Below are 20227 nucleotides of genomic sequence, written 5' to 3'. Positions count from 1 at the left end.
GGACTACGATGCCGCCCATGAGCACCCCCCGCCGCGACCAGCTGCTGCAGGTGGCCGCCGGGCTGATGGCCGAGCGCGGCTTCCACGGGGTGAGCATCAACGACCTCGGCGCTGCCGCAGGGGTCAGCGGTCCGGCCGTCTACCGGCACTTCGCCAGCAAGCAGGCGGTGCTCGGCGCGATGCTGGTCAGCGTCAGCGAGCGCCTGCTGGACAACGGCCGCCGGCGGGTCGAGGCCGCAGCCACGCCCGCGGCCGCCATCGCCGCGCTCATCGCCGGGCACGTGGACTTCGCGCTCACCGAGCCCGACCTCATCCGGGTGCAGGATCGCGACCTGGCGTCGACCTCCGACGACGACCGCGCCCGGGTGCGCCGGCTGCAGCGCGCCTACACCGAGGTGTGGGTGGGCCAGCTGGTGCTGGTGCTGCCCCAGCTGGACGAGCCGGTGGCCCGCGCCCGGGTGCAGGCGGTGTTCGGGCTGCTCAACTCCACGCCGTACGCAGGCAAGGGACTGGACGAGCACCGCCTGGCCGAGCTGTTGCGGGGTCTCGGCTCGGCCGCCCTGCTGACCGAGGTCGTAACCTCTGCTCCATGACTTCCTCGGACGCCACCGCCGCCAACCCCACCTCCACCACCCCGGCCACGGAGCCGCCCACCACTGGCCGCCCGAGCACCCCCGCAGAGGCATGGGCGGCGCTGCTCGCCGGCAACAAGCGCTTCGTCGACGGAGCGCCCTCGCACCCGCACCAGGACGCCACCCGCCGGGAGTCCCTCGCCCACAACCAGGCTCCGTTCGCCATGGTCTTCGGCTGCAGCGACTCCCGCCTGGCCGCGGAGATCATCTTCGACGTCGGCCTGGGTGACATGTTCGTGGTGCGCACCGCCGGCCACGTCATCGACGAGTCGGTGCTGGGCACCCTGGAGTACGGCGTCACCCCGCTGGGCATCCCGCTGCTGGTGGTGCTCGGCCACGACAACTGCGGCGCGGTCACCGCGGCGTCGAACTCCTACAACACCGGCGAGATGCCGGTGGGCTACATCCGCGACCTGGTGGAGCGCATCGTGCCCTCGGTGATGTCCGCCGAGCGCAAGGACCTCACCGAGGTGGACGACATCGTCGGCGAGCACGTGCTGCAGACCATGCACCGCCTGCCCGAGCGCTCCACCGTGCTCAACAAGGCCGTCGAGGAGGGCAAGGTGGCCATCGTCGGCATCACCTACCGCCTGGCGGACGGCCACGCCGGCGTCGTCGACGTCATCGGCAACCTGTGACCCGGACGCCCCCCAGAGCCCGCGAGATCCGGTGGGGAATCGTCGGCCCCGGCCGGATCGCGGAGAACGTCATGCACGACTTCGCCCTGGTCCCCGGCGCGCGGCCGGTGGCGGTGGGCTCCCGCTCCCTGGAGCGGGCCCAGGCCTTCGCCGAGCGGCACGACCTGGAGCGCGCGCACGGCTCCTACGCCGAGCTGCTGGCCGACGACGAGGTGGACGTGGTCTACATCGCCACCCCGCACCCGCAGCACCACGCCGTGGCCCTCGGGGCCCTGCGGGCGGGCAAGGCGGTGCTGGTGGAGAAGTCGTTCACCGCCACCGCCGAGGGCACGGCCGAGGTGATCGCCGAGGCGCACCGCCGCGGGGTGTTCGCCATGGAGGCGATGTGGACGCGCTTCCAGCCGGCCGTGGTGCGGCTGCGCGACCTGGTCGAGGACGGCGCCATCGGTGAGGTCCGCTCGGTGTCGGCCGACCTGGGCGTGCAGCGCCGCTACGACCCCACCGACCGGCTCTACGACCCGGCGCAGGGTGGCGGGTCGCTGCTGGACCTGGGCGTGTACCCGGTGTCGTTCGCGCAGATGGTGCTGGGCGACCCGGACCGGGTCAGCGCCGTGGGCTCGCTCTTTCCCACCGGCGTGGACGCCGAGGCGGGGCTGCTGCTGGGCTACGACGACGGCCGCAGCGCCGCCCTGGCGTGCTCGCTGCGCTGCGCGCTGCCCGGCGACGCCCGGGTGTACGGCACCAAGGGCTGGATCGACGTGCTGCCGCGCTTCCACCACCCGCAGACCATCGTGCTGCACCGCAACCACGCCGAGCCGGCCACCATCACGCTGCCGCAGCGCGGCACCGGCTACGCCCACGAGCTGGCCGAGGTGACCCGCTGCCTGCAGGAGGGCCGCACCGAGAGCGACGTGATGCCGCTGCGCGACACCCAGGCCGTGATGGACGTGCTCGAGGCCGCCGCCGACCAGCTGGGCGTGCCGCTGGCCGAGGACCCGAACGTGCTCTAGGGCAGCCGGCCCAGGACAGGGTCCACACACGCCGCCAGGGGCGGTCCCGCGTGGTGCGGGACCGCCCCTGGCGGTTGTGGTGCGGGGTCTAGCAAGTGGCAGGACCCAGAGCTGCAGGACTCAGAAGTCCATGCCGCCCATGCCCATGTCTCCGCCACCGGCCGGCGCAGCGCCGGCCTTCTCGGGCTTGTCGGCGACGACAGCCTCGGTGGTGAGGAACAGGGCCGCGATGGAGGCCGCGTTCTGCAGGGCAGAGCGGGTGACCTTCACCGGGTCGTTGATGCCGGCCTGCAGCATGTCGACGTACTCGCCGGTGGCCGCGTTCAGGCCGTGACCGGTCTGCAGGTTGCGGACCTTCTCCGCGACGACGCCACCCTCGAGGCCGGCGTTGACGGCGATCTGCTTGAGCGGGGCCTCGAGCGCGACGCGCACGATGTTGGCACCGGTGGCCTCGTCACCCTCGAGCTTGAGGGAGTCGAAGGCGGTACCGGCCTGGGCCAGGGCCACGCCACCACCGGCGACGATGCCCTCCTCGACGGCCGCCTTGGCGTTGCGCACGGCGTCCTCGATGCGGTGCTTGCGCTCCTTGAGCTCAACCTCGGTGGCGGCACCGGCCTTGATCACCGCGACACCGCCGGCCAGCTTGGCCAGGCGCTCCTGCAGCTTCTCGCGGTCGTAGTCGGAGTCGGAGTTCTCGATCTCGGCGCGGATCTGGTTGACCCGACCGGCGATCGCGTCCGGGTCGCCAGCGCCCTCGACGATGGTGGTCTCGTCCTTGGTGACGACGACCTTGCGGGCGCGGCCCAGCAGGGAGATGTCGGCGGTCTCGAGCTTGAGGCCGACCTCCTCGCTGATGACCTCGCCGCCGGTGAGGATGGCCATGTCGGCCAGCATCGCCTTGCGACGGTCACCGAAGCCGGGGGCCTTGACGGCGACCGACTTGAAGGTGCCACGGATCTTGTTGACCACCAGGGTCGCCAGGGCCTCGCCCTCGACGTCCTCGGCGATGATCGCCAGGGACTTGCCCGACTGCATGACCTTCTCCAGCAGCGGCAGCAGGTCCTTGACGGTGGAGATCTTGGAGCTCATGAGCAGGATGTACGGGTCGTCCAGGGACGACTCCATCCGCTCGGTGTCGGTGGCGAAGTAGGGCGAGATGTAGCCCTTGTCGAAGCGCATGCCCTCGGTGAGCTCGAGCTCGAGCCCGAAGGTGTTGCTCTCCTCGACGGTGATGACACCTTCCTTGCCGACCTTGTCCATCGCCTCGGCGATGAGCTCGCCGATGGCGGGGTCGCCGGCGGAGATGCCCGCGGTGGCAGCGATCTGCTCCTTGGTCTCCACCTCCTTGGCGGTCTCCATGAGCTTGGCCGTGACGGCCTCGACGGCCTTCTCGATGCCCTTCTTCAGGGCCATCGGGTTGGCGCCGGCCGCGACGTTGCGCAGGCCCTCGCGAACCAGGGCCTGAGCCAGGACGGTCGCGGTGGTGGTGCCGTCGCCGGCGACGTCGTCAGTCTTCTTGGCGACCTCCTTGACGAGCTCGGCCCCGATCTTCTCCCAGGGGTCCTCGAGCTCGATCTCCTTGGCGATGGAGACACCGTCGTTGGTGATGGTGGGGGCGCCCCACTTCTTCTCCAGCACGACGTTGCGACCCTTCGGGCCGAGCGTCACCTTTACTGCGTCAGCGAGGACGTTCATGCCCCGCTCGAGGCCGCGACGGGCCTCTTCGTCGAACGCGATCATCTTGGCCATTGCGAAGTGATCCTCCAGATTGGGGGGTGACACGCTGCTGGCCAGGAGGTGCCCGCGACGGACGACCTGGGCTCACCGGGGCCCACGCCTCACCGTCCCGACCTGGCACTCACGTGTCGCGAGTGCCAGCCCCATGTTTAGCACTCTCGCCCCTCGACTGCAACGTGGCCCACACCGACTTGCGGTGTTGCACGGGCCGGTCAGGGGGCGGGCTGGGGTCAGGTGGCGAGAGCAACGAGCCCGATCACCAGCAGCACCAGCCCGGCCAGCGCCACGGCGACCAGGCTGGGGATCACCCACCGCTTCTCCGTGACCGGCTCGGCCACCAGCGGCGAGCCGGCGCGGGTGGGCGAGGGGTCGCGCAGCCGCAGCGTGCTGATGTGCGCCGGCGGCTGCGCGGCGCCCTGCGGCGCGGACGTGCCGCGCGGCGGGACCGACGGGTGGGCCGGCGCGGCTGCCCCAGCACCGACCACCCGACGGGCGGGCGGGGACTCCGGCTGCACCACGTGCGCCAGCGCCTGCTGGGCCAGCACCATCAGCTCGCCACAGGTGTCCGGCCGCGCGGACGGCTCGGCGGCCATCCCGCGCCACACCACCTCGTCGAGCTGGCGGGGCAGCACCGCCTCGGCGGAGACCGGGGGCACCGCGCCGGAGAGGTGCCCGGCGATCACCTCGTCCACCGACCCGCGGAAGGGTGCGCTGCCGGTGAGGCAGGCGAACAGCACGCAGGCCAGCGAGTACACGTCGGTGCGGCCGTCCACGTGCTCGCCGCGCAGGTGCTCGGGCGCGGCGTAGGTGGGTGAGCCGAGGAAGTCGCCGTTGCTGGTGCGGTGCCCGGCCGCGCCGCGGCGGGTGAGGCCGAAGTCGGCGAGGTAGACGTGCTCGCGCCCCGCGCTCTCCCGCTTGGTCACCAGCACGTTGGCCGGCTTGACGTCCAGGTGCACCAGCTTGCGGGCGTGCAGCACGTCCAGCGCCTCGGCCACCTGGCTGAGCAGGTTCACCGTGCGGCGCGGCGCCAGCGGACCGCCGGCGAGCACCGCGGCCAGGTCCTGGCCCTCCACGTAGCGCATGGCCAGGAACAGCGAGCCGTCCAGGTCGCCGAAGTCGTACAGCGGGACGATGTGGGAGTGGTCGATCGCCGAGGTGTTGCGGGCCTCGTCGACGAAGCGCTCCCGGAACTCCGCGTCGCCGGCCAGCTCCTCGGCCATCACCTTCAGCGCGACGGTGCGGCCCAGCCGGACGTCGGTGGCGCGGTACATCGTGCTCATCCCGCCCCGCCCGATCACGCCGTCCACGCGGTAGTGCCCGAGGCGACGACCCACGAGGTCGGTGGTCTCTTGGCCGGGCACGCCTCCGACTCTAGCCCGGTGCCCGCCCCTGCGGTGGCGCACTGCGCAATCCACCGTTACGCCCCGTAGTGCCCCAACCCGGGCGGAGGGGGAGGATGGCAGGCGTGCGCACCGTCTCCGAACACCAGAAGGTCGTCGCCGGGCTGCTGACCCGCCCCGCCCCGGTGCAGGTTCCGCTCGAGCAGGCGGCCGGCCGAGCGCTGGCCGCCGACCTGCTGGCGGCCCGGCCGCTGCCCGCCTTCGACAACTCCGCGATGGACGGCTACGCCGTGCGCGCCGAGGACGTCGCCGGCGCCGGGGCCGAGCACCCGGTGGTCCTGCCGGTGGCCGAGGACGTGCCCGCCGGCCGGGTGGACGGCCCGCCGCTGGCCCCCGGCACCGCTCACCGCATCATGACCGGCGCCCCGATGCCCGCGGGCGCCGACGCGGTGGTGCAGGTGGAGGCCACCGACGGTGGCACCACCACCGTGACCATCCGGGAGAGCCGGGAGCCGGGCAAGCACGTCCGCTCCGCCGGGGAGGACGTGCGCGCCGGCGACACGGCGCTGCCCGCGGGCGTGGTGCTCGGCTCGGCCCAGCTGGGCCTGGTCGCCGCGCTCGGCGAGCCCACCGTCGCGGTGGTGCCGCCGCTGCGGGTGCTGGTGCTGTCCACCGGTTCGGAGCTGGTGGAGCCCGGGCAGCCGCTGCAGCACGGCCAGATCCACGAGTCCAACGGCATCATGCTGGCCAGCGCGGTGCGCGCAGCCGGCGCCGACGCCGAGCAGCTGCACTTCGTCGCCGACGACGTCACCGCCTTCCACGCGGCGCTGCAGCCGCGGCTGGCCGAGGTGGACCTGGTGATCACCTCCGGGGGCGTGAGCGCCGGCGCCTACGAGGTGGTCAAGGACGCGCTCACCGGCCAGGGCGTGGAGTTCGTGAAGGTGGCCATGCAGCCGGGCATGCCGCAGGGCGCTGGCCGCCTCGACGGGGTGCCGGTGGTGACCCTGCCCGGCAACCCGGTGAGCTCGCTGGTGTCCTTCGAGGTGTTCCTGCGGCCGGCCATCCGGTCCGCCATGGGGCTGCCGCCCGGCCGGCACGTGGTCCGGGCGCGGCTGAGCGAGCCGCTGGACTCCCCCGCCGGCAGGCGCCAGTTCCGCCGGGGCGTGCTCGACCGGGCCACCGGGACCGTGCACGCGATGGGTCCGCCGGCGTCGCACTTCCTGCGCTGGATGGCGACGTCGAACTGCCTGCTCGACCTGCCCGAGGACGCCGTGCACCTGGCGGAGGGCACCGAGGTCGACGCCTGGCTGATCGACTAGCGGGCGCCGGAAGTCCACAGTTGTCCGCAGGACCGCGAACGGTCCGACCAACCACGAACAAGGAGCAACGTCATGACCGAGGAACTCTTGGCCGCCGGCATCGGCGCCGGCCAGACCAGCGTCGGCGTCATCGCCTACATCATCATCGGCGGCCTGGCGGGGTGGATCGCCAGCAAGTTCATGGGCACCGACGCCCAGCAGGGCATCATCCTGAACGTCGTGGTCGGCGTCGTCGGCGCCATCATCGGCGGCCTCATCCTGCAGATCTTCGGCGTCGACGTCGACGGTGGCGGATGGTGGTTCACCTTCTTCATCGCCCTGTTCGGCGCGGTCATCCTGCTCTGGCTGGTCAAGCTGGTGACCGGTCGGCGCTGAGCACGACCGCGCGTCGCTGAGCAGCAGCGACGCCGCGACGATGGGCGGGTCACGTAGCGTGTGACCCGCCCATCGCTGTGCTCGCTCCTCTGCCGGAGGGGCACGACCGGGCGCCCCGACCTCGAGGAGATGCTCACCCAGATGGCCCGCAGACCGAAGCCCGTCGACCCCGGCGAGCAGCTGCCGACCACCAGCGTGCACGGCCTGCTGGAGCTGGCGCGCCAGAGCATCCCTCCGCTGCACCCCGCCGGTCGCCCGTTCGTGCTGGCCCCGGCCGCCCTGGCGGTGCTGGGCCGACGGTCTCGGCTGCTGCGGCGCACCGGCACCGTCGCCGCCCTGACCTGCGCGGCGTTCTTCCGCGAGCCCACGCGCGTCCCGCCGCAGCGGCCCGGCCTGGTGGTGGCCGCCGCGGACGGCACCATCGCGCTGGTGGACACCGCGCTGCCCCCCGCCGAGCTGGGGATGAGCGAGGTGTGGGGCGAGGAGCCGGTCCCCCGCGTCAGCGTCTTCCTGTCGGTCTTCGACGTGCACGTGCAGCGCATCCCGGTGGCCGGCACCGTGCGCACGGTGGCCTACCGGCCGGGCCGGTTCCTCTCCGCCGAGCTGCCCGGCGCCAGCGAGCACAACGAGCGCTCCTCGCTGTGGCTGCACACCGAGGACGGGCACGACCTGGCCGTGGTGCAGATCGCCGGGCTGATCGCGCGCCGCATCGTCTGCGACGTGGTGGCCGACGAGCAGGTGACCCGCGGGCAGACCTACGGGATGATCCGGTTCGGCTCACGGGTGGACGTGTACCTGCCGCCAGGCAGCCGGGTGCTGGTGGACGTCGGCCAGCGCACCATCGGCGCCGAGACCGTGCTGGCCGAGCTGCCGTGAGCACCCGCCGGACGGCGCTGAACAGCCCGAGTGCGCCCCTGGCCACCGCCGACGAGCGCGGTGGGCGCAACGGCGTGCGCCTGCTGCCCAGCGTGGTGACGGTGCTGGCCCTGTGCGCGGGACTGAGCTCGCTGAAGTTCGCCCTCGACGGGGAGCTGGGTGCGGCGCTGGCCCTGGTCGGCACCGCCGCAGTCCTGGACGCCCTGGACGGTCGCCTCGCCCGCCTGCTGGACGCCACCAGCCGCATCGGCGCCGAGCTGGACTCGCTGGCCGACGCGGTCTCCTTCGGGGTGGCGCCGGCGCTGGTGCTCTACGTGACGGTGCTGCACGGCACCAACGGCGGCTGGGTGGTCTCGCTGCTGTTCGTGGTGAGCGTGGTGCTGCGCCTGGCGCGGTTCAACACGCTGCTCGACGACACCACGGCACCGGTGTACGAGAAGGAGTTCTTCACCGGCGTGCCCTCCCCCGCCGGCGGGCTGCTGGTGCTGCTGCCGGTGGCGCTGCAGCAGCAGTGGGGCGAGGGCTGGTGGTGCGGCACCACGGCGTCGCTGATCTGGATGGTGGTGGTCTCGGCGCTGGTGATCAGCCGGGTGCCCACGCTGTCGCTGAAGACCGCACGGGTGCCGCTGCGCTACGCCAGCTTCCTGCTGATGGCCGTGGGCCTGGCCTTCGCCGGTCTGCTGCTGTTCCCGTACCTGTTCATGGTGGTGGCGCTGGTGCTCTACGCCGCGCACATCCCCTACGCGATGTACCGCTTCCGCTGGCTGGCCTGCAACCCGGAGGCCTGGATCGTGGACACGCCCACGCCCCGTCCGGCCATCCGGCGCTCGCGCTCCACCCGCCGCCTGGGGCTGCGTCCGCCGCGTCGGCGTGGCGTGCCCGCCGGCCGGCGACCCGGCGCCGGCCGGCACTGACGACCCGCGCCGAGCCGAGCTGAGCTAGGGCGCCTCGGCGGTCGCCGCGGTGGGCGACGGCGCGGAGGTGGTCGCGGCCGTGGTGGTGGGAGCCACCGAGGAGCGCGGCTGCGTGCTCGTGGGGGCGGTCCCCGGTGCCGTGGTGGTGCTGGGCCGCTCCGTGGTGGTCGTGGCCGGCGGCACGGTGGTGGTCTCCTCCGGTGCCGTCGTGGTGACGGGCGGTGCCGTGGTGGTGGTCGGCGCCCGGGTGGTGGTGCTCGGCACCACCTCGGAGGTGGTGGCGGGGCCGGCTGGCTGCACCGCACGACTGGGACCCTGGGGGGTGGCAGCCGGGTCCGGGCGGACCACCAGGTACAGCGCCAGCACCAGCAGGAACAGCAGCGACAGCAGCAGCGTGGAGGTGCGCACCTTGCCGTGCAGCAGGTAGGGCGGCAGGCGCCGCGGGCTCTGGCTAGGCATCTGCGGTCTCCCCCCGGACGGCGGCGGCGGGGGCCTCCAGCTCGGCGGCGGAGACGTTGATGCCGTGCTGGCGCAGCGCCACGGCCACCCGCACCCGCAGCTGGCGGCCGACCTCGAACTGCCGGCCCGGCAGGGTGCGGGCCACCATGCGCACCGTCGTCTGCTCCACGGTGAAGCTCTCCACCCCCATCACGCTCGGCTCGTCCAGCAGCAGGGGCTGGAAGTCGGGGTCCTGGTACATGTCGGCGCCCACCTGGTGCAGGACCTCGTTGGCCACGGTGATGTCCACCGACGGCGGCAGCGGCACGTCGACCACCGCGCGGGCCCAGTCGCGGGACAGGTTGGTCACCTGCACCACCTGCCCGTTGGGCACGATCACCACCTCGCCGTCGGCGCTGCGCAGCCGGGTGACGCGCAGGGACACGTCCTCCACGGTGCCGGTGACCCCGGTGACCGAGCCGACCGCGGAGATCCGCACCACGTCACCGAAGCCGTACTGGCGCTCGGCGATGATGAAGAAGCCGGCGAGCAGGTCCTGCACCACGCGCTGGGCACCGAAGCCCAGCGCCACGCCGAGCACGGTCGCCGGAGCCACCAGGCCGGTGATGGGGATGCCCAGCGCGTCCAGGACGAGCACGGCGGTGAGGCAGTAGAGCAGCACGATGGCGATCCAGGTGATCACCTGGGCCACGGCGTGCCGGTGCTTGGACTGCTCCGAGCGGACCAGCGCGTCCGAGCTGCCGGAGGTGTCGTCGATGTGGTCGGTGATGCGCTGCCCGACCCAGCTGACGAAGCGGGCCAGCAGGATGGCACCGAGCACGTACAGCACGATGAGCAGGCCGCTGCTGCGCAGCCACGTAGTGATGTCGCCGAGCGGGGCGATGGCCTGGACTCTCACGCGGACCACTATGCCCGGTCGGTGCGGTCGCGGTGACCGTCACCCACCGTGATCAGGACCACGCACGGGGTGAGTAGCGCTCAACCGTCGTAGTCGGAGGCGAGCACCACGATCAGCCCGTCGCCGAAGGTGGCGAAGCCGGAGGGCCGAGGCTGGGCGCTGGCGCCCAGGGTGCCGGCCAGCCTGGTCGCCGCAGCCTGCTCGTCGGTGCCGGGACGGAAGTAGACCACCGTGCTGGGGACGATCCCACCCGGGTAGTTGCCCACCTTGGCCACGTCCCAGCCCGCGCCGCGCAGCTGCTGGGCGGCCCGGTCGGCGAGCCCACGGGTGGTGGTGTTGTTGAGCACCTGCACGCCCACCTGGCTGGAGGCGGGCGTGGCCAAGGGGGTGGTGCTCGGGGGCGGTGTGGTGGTCGCGGGCTCCGGCGTGGTGGTGCTCGGCGGGGCGGGAGTGGTGGCCTCCGGCGAGGTGGTCAGCGCCGGCGCCGACGTGGCAGGGGCCGGGGCGGCGGCGTTGTCCTGCGAGCCACCGCTGATCAGCACGCCGACGCCGACCAGGGCCACCGCCAGGATGACCAGGAACATCCCGAGGACCCGCATCGGCGGGTGCGGGGGCTTGGGGTTGGCGCTCACGTGACCGTGAACCCGAGTCGACGGGCCGCGCGGGCCTTCTGCCGGCTGGCGCGCAGCCGGCGCAGCCGCTTGACCAGCATGGGGTCGGCAGCGAGGGCGGCGGGCGTGTCCACCAGGGCGTTGAGCACCTGGTAGTAGCGGGTGGCGGACATGTCGAAGAGCTCCTTGATGGCGTCTTCCTTGGCGCCGGCGTACTTCCACCACTGGCGCTCGAAGCTGAGGATCTCGTGCTCGCGCCGGGTCAGTCCCGCAGGGACCTCGGCGTCGGGTGCCTCGGCGATGGGGACCTGGTCCCCGTCGGTGGGCAGGCTCGAAGCTGCGACGTCCATGTCACTCCTCGGCTGACGACGATGCTGGGCGGTGACCAGGCCGGACACCAGCCGAATCACACGCGTGTTCTTCGTCGGTCATTCAACCACGGGAGCCGGGCCCGCCCCGGTAGCGGCGCACCGTGGCGACGGCGCGGTGGGCTGTGGCCACCGGCCCCCGCTGCGGGGCCTGACCTGCGTCGTCGTCGCCGCTAGGGCTGCATGCGGGCCATCAGGCCGGTGGCGATGGTGATGGCCAGGTCGCGGTCGTAGGACAGCACGTACTCCAGGACGTGCTCGGCCCCGTCGCGGCCGTCGGGGGTGTCCCGGGCCACCAGCACGCCGGCGAAGTGCGGGCCCACCACGACCACGTCCCACTCCAGGGCGAGGGGGTCGTCGGGGTCGAGGGCGACCCCGCGGACCCCGGGGACGACGTGGTCGGGCATGTCCACCCCGAGCACCCCGATGTAGGCCGCGCCGTCGACGAGCTGGCTGTAGCGCTTCTTGGTGTGCTCGGTGAACCGGTCGGCGGACTGGAAGGCGGCCAGCAGGATGCACGCCTCGCCGACGTCGGCGGCCTGGCGCTCGAGGTGCTTGCAGACCTCCACCAGCAGGTCCTTGGTGGAGGTGCGCACCGGCCGCTCGAGGGCGGCCAGCTCGAAGGAGGTGAGCGAGGTCGGGTCGACCACCGGCCGGCGGCGGACGTGCACGGGCACGCTCGGGGCGGCCGGCAGCTCGGCGGGCAGCGGGCCGGGCCGGCCGAAGTACCAGCCCTGGCCCAGCTGGGCGCCCAGGGCGAGGGCGGCACGCAGGTGCGTCTCGGTCTCGATGCCCTCCGCGAGGACGATGCCGCCGGACCGTTCGGCCTCGGCGGCGACGGCGTTGAAGACGCGGGCGATGCGGGCGGTGGGCTTGCCCTGGATGAGGCTGAGGTCGAGCTTGATGACGTCGGGCTGCACCAGGGGCAGCAGGGCCAGGGTCTCGGTGTTGGCGCCGACGTCGTCGAGGGCGATGCCCCACCCGCGGGCGCGGATGCGGTCGACCAGGCGCAGGACGGCGGCGGGGTCGGCGGCCAGGGCACGCTCGGTCAGCTCGACCACGATGCGGACCGGCTGGGCGTCGTCGCCGACGGCGCTCGCGGTGGGCAGCACCACGTCGTCGGCGACCTCGGGCTCCACGTTGACGAACAACGTCCACGGGGCGGTGAGCCCCGCCTCGGCGGCCCCGGCGCACGCGGCCGCCATGCAGGCGGAGTCCAGCTCGGCCAGGCGCTGCTCGGCCCGGGCGGCGCCGAACAGCTCCGCGGGGTTGGCCAGCTCGGTGCCCACCGGCCCGCGGGCGAGAGCCTCGAAGCCCACCGGCTCGAAGCTGTCCAGCCGGACGAGGGGTTGGTAGACCGGCGCCAGGTGCCCGTCAGCCAGGACCCGTTCCAGGGGCGTCAGGACTCCGGAGCTGTGCATTTCGCCAGCCTAGCCAGGATCACTGCCCTTTCGTGACAGAACGCAATTTCCTTGTGACACAGAGCAATACGTCCCACACGCCACCCGCCGCGGCGAGAGGGGCGGCGGATCGGCCCTGGTGGTGACGAGGTCGTGCGCAGCCTGGTGGACGGCCCGGCCGCGGTCGCCGCCGGCCCGTGGTGGTCGTCGCCGGCGGAGGTGCTGGTGGGCCGCCCGACTAGACTCCGCGCTTGTGTCGATCCTGCCCATCCGCATCGTCGGTGACCCTGTCCTGCACACCCCCACCGCACCCGTCGAGCACTTCGACGACGAGCTGCACACCCTGATCCAGGACATGTTCGACACCATGGACGCGGCCAACGGCGTGGGCCTCGCCGCCAACCAGGTGGGCGTGGGCAAGCGCCTCTTCGTCTACGGCTGCCCGGACGTCGACCCCGACGACCCCGAGCACGTGGTGATGCGCCGCGGCGTGGTGGTCAACCCCACGCTGGAGACCTCGGAGATCCCCGAGACCATGCCCGACCCGGACGAGTCCGACGAGGGCTGCCTCTCGGTGCCCGGCGAGGGCTACCCCACCGGGCGGGCCGACTGGGCGCGCGTCACCGGGGTCGACGGTGACGGCAAGCCGGTGGACGTCGCCGGCCACGGCTTCTTCGCCCGCTGCCTGCAGCACGAGGTGGGCCACCTGGACGGCTTCCTCTACCTGGACGTGCTCGTCGGTCGCAACCAGCGGGCCGCCAAGAAGATGGTGAAGCGCAACGGGTGGGGCGTGCCGGGGCTGAGCTGGATGCCCGGCGAGGTTCCCGACCCCTTCGGCCACTAGTGCCGCCGCTGCCCTCGCTCGGCCAGCGGGTGATGCTGCGCTACCGGCTGCCTGCTGGCGGCAGCCACCCGATGACCGACCGGCTGGGGACCCTCCGGTCGCTGGGCCCCCTGGTGGTGGTGGAGTCCGCCGACGGCCAGCTGACCAGCGTGGCCCCCGAGCAGGTGGTGGCGCTGAAGGCCGTTCCGGCCGCTCCGGTGAGCGCCCGCGCCATCGCCAACCTGGAGGAGGCCGCGGCGCGCGCCTGGCCCGGGCTGGAGCAGCAGTGGCTGGGCCGGTGGTTGCTGCGCGCCGGTGCGGGTTTCAGCAACCGGGCCAACACGGTGCTGGTGGTGGGCCCGCCGGGCGTGGACGACGCCGTGGAGCAGGTGCGTGCCTGGTACGCCGAGCGGGACCTGCCGGTGCGCTTCCAGGTGCCCGACCGGATGCGCTTCGCCGAGCTGGGCTGGCAGCCGGCCGACCCTGTCGTGGTGCTCACCGCACCCCTTGATCCCGGGGCAGCCGCAGCGCCAGACGTGCAGATCGCCAGCGCACCTGACGCGGCCTGGCTGCAGCGCTACCACTACCGCGGACAACCGGTGCCCGACGTCGCCGCGCAGGTGGTCTCCGCGGTGCTCGACGGCGAGCTGGGCTTCGCCAGGATCGGGGGCGAGCACCCGCTCGCGATCGGGCGCGGCGCGCTCACCACCGCCCCGGACGGCACGAGGTGGCTGGGTCTCAACGCCATCGAGGTGGCGGCGGAGCACCGTCGCACCGGGCTCGGCCGTCGGGTGTGCACCGCCCTGCTGCGGTGGGGCCACGAGCGCGGCGCTCAGCGCGCCTACCTGCAGGTGGCGGAGGGCAACGAGGCGGCGCTGGGCCTGTACCGGTCGATGGGCTTCACCGAGCACCACCGCTACCGCTACCTCAGCGACTAGCCCCGGCCGGGTCGTCCCAGGAGAAGGTGCTTTCCAGCGCCCGCAGGCCCTCGATCAGCCCGTCCCGCTGGCTCGGGGAGAGCCGGTCCAGGCGGTCGGCCAGGGCCCGCGTGCGCTCGGAGACCACCCCGGTGATCAGCAGCTCCCCCTGCTCGGTGGCCCCGAAGAGACGGGCGCGGCCGTCCTGCGGGTCGGGGCTGCGCTCGACGTAGCCCTCGGTCTCCAGCATCGCCACGATCCGCGACATGGTCGGCGCGGCCACCTGCTCACGAGCGGCGAGGTCACCGAGGCGGGTGGGCCCGAGGCGCACCAGGGCGTCCAGCGCAGAGATCGCCCCGACGGCGAGCTCGGTGGGGCGACGTGCGCGGCGGAGCTGGCGGGACAGCCGCGCCAGGGTCAGGTGCACCTCCGTCGCGACCACCATCCGACTGTCGGTGCCCGTGTCTGTCATCCCGGCCTCAGCTCTCCGCAGCGTTGATCGTCCGGCACATCATCGCAGGCAGAGCCGTGCTGCACGGTGGGCGGGGGCGCGCCTCACCGCGCGATTCGTGGACCGATCCTGATGGCTCCGCTCTCGTCGGCGCTCACCTGGTAGGCACACACTCCCGTTGCCCCGCTGGACATCTCCTGTCCGGTGGCCAGGTCGTAGGTGTAGCCGTGCAGCGGGCAGACCACCACCCGCTCGTCGGTGAGGCCGTCGGCCAGCGGGCCGCCCCGGTGCGGACAGACCGCGTCCAGCGCCCGCAGCGAGCCGTCCCGCAGCCGGTACACCGCCACCTGGTCACCGGCGACCGCGAAGGCCCGGCCCTCCCCCACCGGGATGTCCTCGAGGTGGCCCACCACCGGGGCGTCCACCTCCTCCAGCGGCTCGGCGCTCACCGGACCGGCACCTGGGGGAGCACGGTCAGCGGCAGCGAGGGGCGGAACTGCCCGGGGGTGGCCGGTTCCCTGCCGTCCGTCCACGGGTCGCGGTAGGCGTCCACCGCCTTCTGCATCTCCGCGTCCAGGCGCTCGGCGATGCCCTCGCTGTCGTCCACCACCACTGCGCGGAGGTGCTCGATACCCATCCGCGGCACCCAGCTGTAGGTGCGCTCCAGCCAGTTGGCGCTCTCCCGGTAGTACTGCAGGAAGCGACCGGTCAGCGTCATCACCTCCGCGGCGCTGGTGACGGTGGCGAGCAGGTCGCCCTTGCGCACGTGTGCACCCGCGGCCCCGCCCACGTAGATCTCCCAGCGGCCGCCCTCCACCGCCACCACCCCGAGGTCCTTGCACAGCGCCTCGGCACAGTTGCGCGGGCACCCGGTGACGGCCAGCTTCATCTTCCCTGGGCCGGCGATGCCCTTGAAGCGCTCCTCGATGGCGATGCCCAGGGCGGTGGAGTCGCCCACCCCGAAGCGGCAGAAGTCGGTGCCCACGCAGGTCTTCACCGTGCGGAAGCTCTTGCCGTAGGCGAAGCCCGAGGGCATGTCCAGGTCGGCCCACACCGCGGGCAGGTCCTCCTTGCGGATGCCGAGCAGGTCGATGCGCTGACCGCCGGTGAGCTTGATCAGCGGCACCTCGTACTTGTCGGCGACGTCGGCAATCTTGCGCAGCTGCTCGGAGCTGGTCACCCCGCCCTTCATCTGCGGAACCACCGAGAAGGTGCCATCGCGCTGGATGTTGGCGTGCACCCGGTCGTTGATGAACCGTGCGTCGTGCTCCTCCACGTACTCCTCGGCCCACATCATCTGCAGCAGCGAGGCCAGGCCCATCTTGGACTGGGCGTCCTCGGCGGCCTCCGGCGCCAGGGCGGCGAACACCGACGACACCGAGTGCAGCTCGAGCTCACGGATCAACCGCATCAGCTCCGGCTTGGCGTAGGGCACGCCGGGCACGTACCAGCTGGCCGAGGCGTCCTCCTCCACCGCGCCGCCGGCCGCCCACTCCACGACCTGGCCGAGCAGTCCCTTGCACGAGCCGCAGCCCTTGCCGGCCCGGGTGGCGGCGGAGACCCCGCTCACCGTCTTCTGCCCGCCCTGCACGCAGCTGACGATGGCCGCCTTGCTCACCCCGTTGCAGTTGCAGACCTGAGCGTCGTCGGCCAGCTCGGCCGCCCCCACCTCCACCGACGGGGTGCCCAGGTCGAACATCAGCGAGATGCGCTCCTCGGGCAGCGGCAGCCCGCGGTCGAACGCCTGCATGAGGAACGCCACCTTGCTCACGTCGCCCACCAGGGTGGCGCCCACCAGCTTGCCGTCGCGCACCACGATCGTCTTGTAGATGCCGTTGCGCGGCTCGGAGAACTGGACGAACTCGTCGTCGGGGTGCTCCGGGTGCTTGAGCCCCATGGCGGCCACGTCCACGCCGGCGACCTTGAGCTTGGTGGCCATCCGGGAGCCCTGGTAGACGGCCTTGGGGTTGGTGCCGGTGAGGTGCTCGGCCAGCACGGTCGCCTGCTCCCACAGCGGTGCGACCAGCCCGTAGACCTGGCCGCGGTGCTGGGCGCACTCCCCCACCACGTAGATGTTCTCGTCGTCCACCGAGCGCAGGTGGTCGTCGACGACGATGGCGCGCTCCACGGTGAGCCCGGCCCGCACGGCAAGTCCCACGTTGGGCCGGATTCCGGCGGAGACCACGAGCATGTCGCAGGGCACCTGGGTGCCGTCGGAGAACTCGATGCCGGTGACGGCGCCGTCGGCGCTGAGCACCTTCTCGGTGCGCTTCTCGGTGTGCACGGTGATGCCCAGGTTCTCCACCGACCGGCGCAGGATGGCGCCGGCGTCGTCGTCGAGCTGGGCGTTCATCAGGGTGGGCGCGGCGTGCACCACCTCCACCTCCAGGCCGCGGTTCTGCAGCCCGCGCGCGGCCTCCAGCCCCAGCAGCCCGCCGCCGATCACCACTGCGCGGGCCTTGCCGGCGGCGTAGTCGATCATCCCGGAGCAGTCGTCCAGGCTGCGGAAGCCGAAGACACCCGCGGTGAGCGTGGTGTTGTCCGCCCACATGCCCTCCATCGGCGGGAAGAAGGAGCGGCTGCCGGTGGCGATGACGAGGCGGTCGTAGTGCAGGGTGCTGCCGTCGTCGGCCAGCACCACCTTGGCGAAGCGGTCGATGCGCACCACGCGGACGCCGGCGCGCAGGTCGATGTCGTTGTCGGTGTACCAGTCGACGGGGTTGAGGTAGATCTCCGAGGTGTCGTCGGAGCCGGCCAGCACGTTGGACAGCAGGATGCGGTTGTAGTTGCCGTAGGGCTCGTCGCCGAAGACGGTGATGGCGAACTGCCCGGCACCGTCGCGGGCCAGGACCTCCTCCACGGCGCGCACCCCGGCCATCCCGTTGCCCACCACGACCAGGCGCGAGCGCGACGGCTCGTGGCCGTTGCGGGCGGCTGGGGCTTCCTCGAGCAGCGTCATCAGACCTCCACCAGCCCCAGGTCGACCACCACGGTCCCGCTGCACCCCTCCGGAGCGGCCACGTGGATCTCCAGCACGGTGTCGCCCAGCAGGTCCTCCACCACGCGCAGCGGCACGTGACAGGCGCCGGAGGCGGCGATCGGGAAGTAGCGCATGGGCGCTCCGTCGCGCACCAGCACCACGGTGATCATCTCCGGCGCGCTGTTGCCGCCGCGGAAGTAGACCGGTTGGGTGGTGGCTCCCGGCGGCACCGTGTAGCGCAGCTCGGGAGACAGCGGCAAGGGGCTGTCCAGGCCCTTGCCGTCGAAGGCGAAGACGCCCTGCAGGAATCGGGGAGTGCTGCTGTCAGGCATGGCTCGGCTCGCTCTCGGTGTCGGTGGGGCGGGCTGGGTCAGCAAGGTCGGCACGGTCCAGCGCGACGGCGCAGACCTTGAACTCGGGCATGCGGGAGTACGGGTCCAGGACCGGGTTGGTGAGCAGGTTGGCGTTGGACTCCCCGCCCCAGTGGAAGGGTGCGAAGACGGTGTCCGGGCGGATGCCCGCCACCACCTCCACTGCCATCACCGCCTTGCCCCGACGGGTGCGCAGCTGGACCAGGGCTCCGTCGCCCACGCCCAGGCGCTGGGCCAGGTCGCGGTGCAGCTGCACCGCGGCACCGGCCCCGTCGGCGGCCAGGGACGGCACTCGCCGGGTCTGGGTTCCCGACTGGTACTGCCGGGCCAGGCGGCCGGTGGTCAGGTAGTAGGGGTACTCCTCGTCGGGCACCTCCGCGGTGCCCTTGTGCTCCACCGGGTGCAGGTGGGCACGCCGGTCCGGCGTGGGGAAGTCCACCGTGAACAGCCGCGGGGTGCCGGGGTGCCGCGGGGAGGGACACGGCCAGAACACGCCCTGGTCCTGGGCGAGGCGCTGGTGGCTGAGCCCGGAGTAGTCGGCCTTGCCGCCGGCGCTGGCGCGGCCGAGCTCGGCGAACACCACCTCCGGGTCGTCGGAGAAGAACGGCCGGCCGAGGCGCTCGGCCAGCTCACGCATGATCCACAGGTCGGTGCGCGCACCGTCCGGGGCGTCGATGGCCTGCTGTCGCAGGATGACCCGGCCCTCCAGGTTGGTCATGGTGCCGGTCTCCTCGGCCCACTGGGTGGTGGGCAGCACCACGTCGGCCAGGGCCGCGGTCTCGGAGAGGAAGAAGTCCGACACCACCAGCAGGTCCAGCGCCCGCAGCCGCTCGGTGACGTGCGCGGCCCGCGGGGCGGACACCACGATGTTGGACGCGGTGACCAGCAGCGCCCGCACCCCGCCGTCGGTGCCCAGGGTGTCGAGCATCTCGTAGGCGGAGACCCCCGGCTGCGGCAGCTCGTCGGGGTGCACGCCCCACACCCCCGCCACGTGCGCCCGCGCCGCGGGGTCGTCCAGGCGGCGGTAGCCGGGCAGCTGGTCGGCCTTCTGTCCGTGCTCTCGACCGCCCTGCCCGTTGCCCTGGCCGGTGATGGTGCCGTAGCCGGAGTAGGGCCGTCCGGGCAGGCCCAGGGCCAGCGCCAGGTTGATGTAGGCCATCACCGTGTCCGAGCCGGAGCTGTGCTGCTCAGCACCGCGGGCGGTGAGGATCATCGCCCGCGGCGCCTCGGCCAGCAGGTGCACCGCCGCCACCAGGTCGGCCTCGGGGACGCCGGTGATGCGCTCCACCCGGTCGGGCCAGTACAGCCGCACCGCCCGGCGCACCGCCTCGAAGCCGGTGGTGCGCTCGGCGAGGTAGTCGTGGTCGACCAGGCCCTCGCGGATGGCGATGTTGAGCATGCCGTTGGCCAGGGCCAGGTCGGTGCCGGGCACCGGCTGCAGGTGCAGCTCGGCGCGACGGGCGGTGCCGGTCAGGCGGGGGTCGACGACGACGTGGCGGGCGCCGCGCTCGCGGCCGGCGTCGAAGAACTGCATGGCCGGGGGCATGGTGTCGGCTGGGTTGCTGCCCACCAGCAGCACGGCGTCGGCGTGGGCGACGTCGGCCAGCGGGAAGGGCAGGCCGCGGTCGATGCCGAAGGCCCGCCCGGCGGCGTTGGCGGCCGAGGACATGCAGAAGCGGCCGTTGTAGTCGATGGACGCCGTGCCCAGCGCCACCCGGGCGAACTTGCCCAGCTGGTAGGCCTTCTCGTTGGTGAGGCCGCCGCCGCCGAAGCAGCCCACGCTGTCGCGGCCGTGGACGTCCTGGCTGCGGCGGATGCCGGCCACCACCCGGTCGAGCGCGTCGTCCCAGGTGGTGGGGCGCAGTGGTTCGTGCCGGGAGTCACGCACCAGCGGCTGGGTGAGCCGCTCGGGGTGGGCCAGCAGCTCGGCGGAGGTCCAGCCCTTGGCGCACAGCCCGCCGAGGTTGGTGGGGAAGTCCTCCTGCGGCGCGACCGTGAGCGGCAGGGCGTCAGCCGGGGCGTCGGGAGCCGGGGCGGTGAGGGTCATGCCGCACTGCAGCGAGCAGTACGGGCAGTGCGTCTTGGTCGGCATGCTCCCCCTGCGTCGT

At 72.9% G+C, this 20227-nt stretch carries 21 protein-coding genes; 9 read left to right on the top strand and 12 right to left on the bottom strand.

Annotated elements, in window-relative coordinates:
* Window positions 1-17 precede the first annotated feature (17 nt).
* From AC3YNX_RS07045 to AC3YNX_RS07035, 3 genes are read left to right on the top strand one after another with little or no spacing between them, the layout of a single operon-like run.
* A complete protein-coding gene (locus tag AC3YNX_RS07045) occupies window positions 18-593 on the top strand; it encodes a TetR/AcrR family transcriptional regulator (protein ID WP_489995021.1) in 576 nt (191 codons plus the stop codon).
* Complete coding sequence (locus AC3YNX_RS07040; RefSeq protein ID WP_127781956.1) at window positions 590-1270, top strand: carbonic anhydrase; 681 nt, start codon at window positions 590-592, stop codon at window positions 1268-1270. The genes AC3YNX_RS07045 and AC3YNX_RS07040 overlap by 4 nt, the downstream gene beginning before the upstream one ends.
* Before the next feature lie 26 nt (window positions 1271-1296).
* Window positions 1297-2280: a Gfo/Idh/MocA family protein gene (locus tag AC3YNX_RS07035; RefSeq protein ID WP_489995485.1), complete on the top strand. Its 984-nt coding sequence runs from the start codon at window positions 1297-1299 to the stop codon at window positions 2278-2280.
* 120 nt (window positions 2281-2400) lie between these two features.
* Here AC3YNX_RS07035 and groL read toward each other — a convergent pair whose 3' ends face one another.
* Both groL and AC3YNX_RS07025 read right to left on the bottom strand, forming a co-directional pair.
* Window positions 2401-4029 (bottom strand): chaperonin GroEL, encoded by a 1629-nt coding sequence (groL, locus tag AC3YNX_RS07030; RefSeq protein WP_127781954.1) that lies wholly within the window; start codon window positions 4027-4029, stop codon window positions 2401-2403.
* 218 nt (window positions 4030-4247) lie between these two features.
* Window positions 4248-5378, bottom strand: a complete 1131-nt coding sequence (locus tag AC3YNX_RS07025; RefSeq protein ID WP_206518076.1) for a serine/threonine-protein kinase — start codon at window positions 5376-5378, stop codon at window positions 4248-4250.
* A 104-nt stretch (window positions 5379-5482) separates the two neighbouring features.
* On the opposite strand from AC3YNX_RS07025, the gene moeA reads away from it, so the two are divergent.
* The 4 genes from moeA (at window position 5483) to pssA (ending at window position 8841) form a co-directional block, all read left to right on the top strand.
* Window positions 5483-6676 (top strand): molybdopterin molybdotransferase MoeA, encoded by a 1194-nt coding sequence (moeA, locus tag AC3YNX_RS07020; protein WP_489995020.1) that lies wholly within the window; start codon window positions 5483-5485, stop codon window positions 6674-6676.
* A 72-nt stretch (window positions 6677-6748) separates the two neighbouring features.
* Window positions 6749-7051 (top strand): GlsB/YeaQ/YmgE family stress response membrane protein, encoded by a 303-nt coding sequence (locus AC3YNX_RS07015; protein WP_127781952.1) that lies wholly within the window; start codon window positions 6749-6751, stop codon window positions 7049-7051.
* A gap of 141 nt (window positions 7052-7192) precedes the next feature.
* The gene (locus AC3YNX_RS07010; protein ID WP_489995019.1) at window positions 7193-7927 is read left to right on the top strand and encodes a phosphatidylserine decarboxylase; all 735 of its coding nucleotides are present in this window, start codon (window positions 7193-7195) and stop codon (window positions 7925-7927) included.
* A 17-nt stretch (window positions 7928-7944) separates the two neighbouring features.
* Entirely contained in the window at window positions 7945-8841 is an 897-nt protein-coding gene (pssA, locus tag AC3YNX_RS07005) for a CDP-diacylglycerol--serine O-phosphatidyltransferase (protein WP_489995484.1), read from the top strand.
* Between the two features lie 24 nt (window positions 8842-8865).
* Here pssA and AC3YNX_RS07000 read toward each other — a convergent pair whose 3' ends face one another.
* The 5 genes from AC3YNX_RS07000 to AC3YNX_RS06980 form a co-directional block, all read right to left on the bottom strand.
* Window positions 8866-9300 carry an Rv3103c transmembrane domain-containing protein gene (locus AC3YNX_RS07000; protein ID WP_489995018.1) on the bottom strand — a complete coding sequence of 145 codons (435 nt, stop codon included), beginning with the start codon at window positions 9298-9300 and terminating at the stop codon, window positions 8866-8868.
* Window positions 9293-10198, bottom strand: a complete 906-nt coding sequence (locus AC3YNX_RS06995; protein WP_206518075.1) for a mechanosensitive ion channel family protein — start codon at window positions 10196-10198, stop codon at window positions 9293-9295. The genes AC3YNX_RS07000 and AC3YNX_RS06995 overlap by 8 nt, the downstream gene beginning before the upstream one ends.
* 80 nt (window positions 10199-10278) lie before the next feature.
* On the bottom strand, window positions 10279-10830 hold the full coding sequence (locus AC3YNX_RS06990) for a LytR C-terminal domain-containing protein (RefSeq protein WP_127781949.1): 552 nt from the start codon (window positions 10828-10830) through the stop codon (window positions 10279-10281).
* Window positions 10827-11159 (bottom strand): nucleoid-associated protein NapA, encoded by a 333-nt coding sequence (gene napA / locus AC3YNX_RS06985; protein ID WP_489995017.1) that lies wholly within the window; start codon window positions 11157-11159, stop codon window positions 10827-10829. The genes AC3YNX_RS06990 and napA overlap by 4 nt, the downstream gene beginning before the upstream one ends.
* Before the next feature lie 191 nt (window positions 11160-11350).
* Window positions 11351-12598: a sensor domain-containing phosphodiesterase gene (locus AC3YNX_RS06980; RefSeq protein ID WP_489995016.1), complete on the bottom strand. Its 1248-nt coding sequence runs from the start codon at window positions 12596-12598 to the stop codon at window positions 11351-11353.
* 232 nt (window positions 12599-12830) lie between these two features.
* Here AC3YNX_RS06980 and AC3YNX_RS06975 point away from each other — a divergent pair, with 232 nt between their 5' ends.
* Both AC3YNX_RS06975 and AC3YNX_RS06970 read left to right on the top strand, forming a co-directional pair.
* On the top strand, window positions 12831-13421 hold the full coding sequence (locus AC3YNX_RS06975) for a peptide deformylase (RefSeq protein WP_489983523.1): 591 nt from the start codon (window positions 12831-12833) through the stop codon (window positions 13419-13421).
* The gene (locus AC3YNX_RS06970) at window positions 13421-14338 is read left to right on the top strand and encodes an N-acetylglutamate synthase, CG3035 family (RefSeq protein ID WP_489995015.1); all 918 of its coding nucleotides are present in this window, start codon (window positions 13421-13423) and stop codon (window positions 14336-14338) included. Before AC3YNX_RS06975 ends, AC3YNX_RS06970 begins: the two co-directional genes overlap by 1 nt.
* Here AC3YNX_RS06970 and AC3YNX_RS06965 read toward each other — a convergent pair.
* The 5 genes from AC3YNX_RS06965 to AC3YNX_RS06945 form a co-directional block, all read right to left on the bottom strand.
* The gene (locus tag AC3YNX_RS06965; RefSeq protein ID WP_127781946.1) at window positions 14328-14762 is read right to left on the bottom strand and encodes a MarR family winged helix-turn-helix transcriptional regulator; all 435 of its coding nucleotides are present in this window, start codon (window positions 14760-14762) and stop codon (window positions 14328-14330) included. The genes AC3YNX_RS06970 and AC3YNX_RS06965 overlap by 11 nt on opposite strands.
* Window positions 14763-14872: 110 nt before the next feature.
* The gene (locus AC3YNX_RS06960) at window positions 14873-15217 is read right to left on the bottom strand and encodes a Rieske (2Fe-2S) protein (protein ID WP_489983521.1); all 345 of its coding nucleotides are present in this window, start codon (window positions 15215-15217) and stop codon (window positions 14873-14875) included.
* Window positions 15214-17727, bottom strand: coding sequence for a nitrite reductase large subunit NirB (gene nirB / locus AC3YNX_RS06955; RefSeq protein ID WP_489995014.1), 2514 nt, complete (start codon window positions 17725-17727; stop codon window positions 15214-15216). Before nirB ends, AC3YNX_RS06960 begins: the two co-directional genes overlap by 4 nt.
* The gene (locus tag AC3YNX_RS06950) at window positions 17727-18080 is read right to left on the bottom strand and encodes a molybdopterin oxidoreductase (protein ID WP_489983519.1); all 354 of its coding nucleotides are present in this window, start codon (window positions 18078-18080) and stop codon (window positions 17727-17729) included. The genes nirB and AC3YNX_RS06950 overlap by 1 nt, the downstream gene beginning before the upstream one ends.
* Window positions 18073-20211 carry a molybdopterin oxidoreductase family protein gene (locus tag AC3YNX_RS06945; protein WP_489995013.1) on the bottom strand — a complete coding sequence of 713 codons (2139 nt, stop codon included), beginning with the start codon at window positions 20209-20211 and terminating at the stop codon, window positions 18073-18075. Before AC3YNX_RS06945 ends, AC3YNX_RS06950 begins: the two co-directional genes overlap by 8 nt.
* Window positions 20212-20227 lie beyond the last annotated feature (16 nt).

This window comes from Rhodococcus sp. Z13_19A, assembly GCF_058133575.1.
The sequence above is the reverse complement of the archived record's forward strand: the minus strand, read 5'-3'. Positions and strand labels throughout refer to the sequence as shown.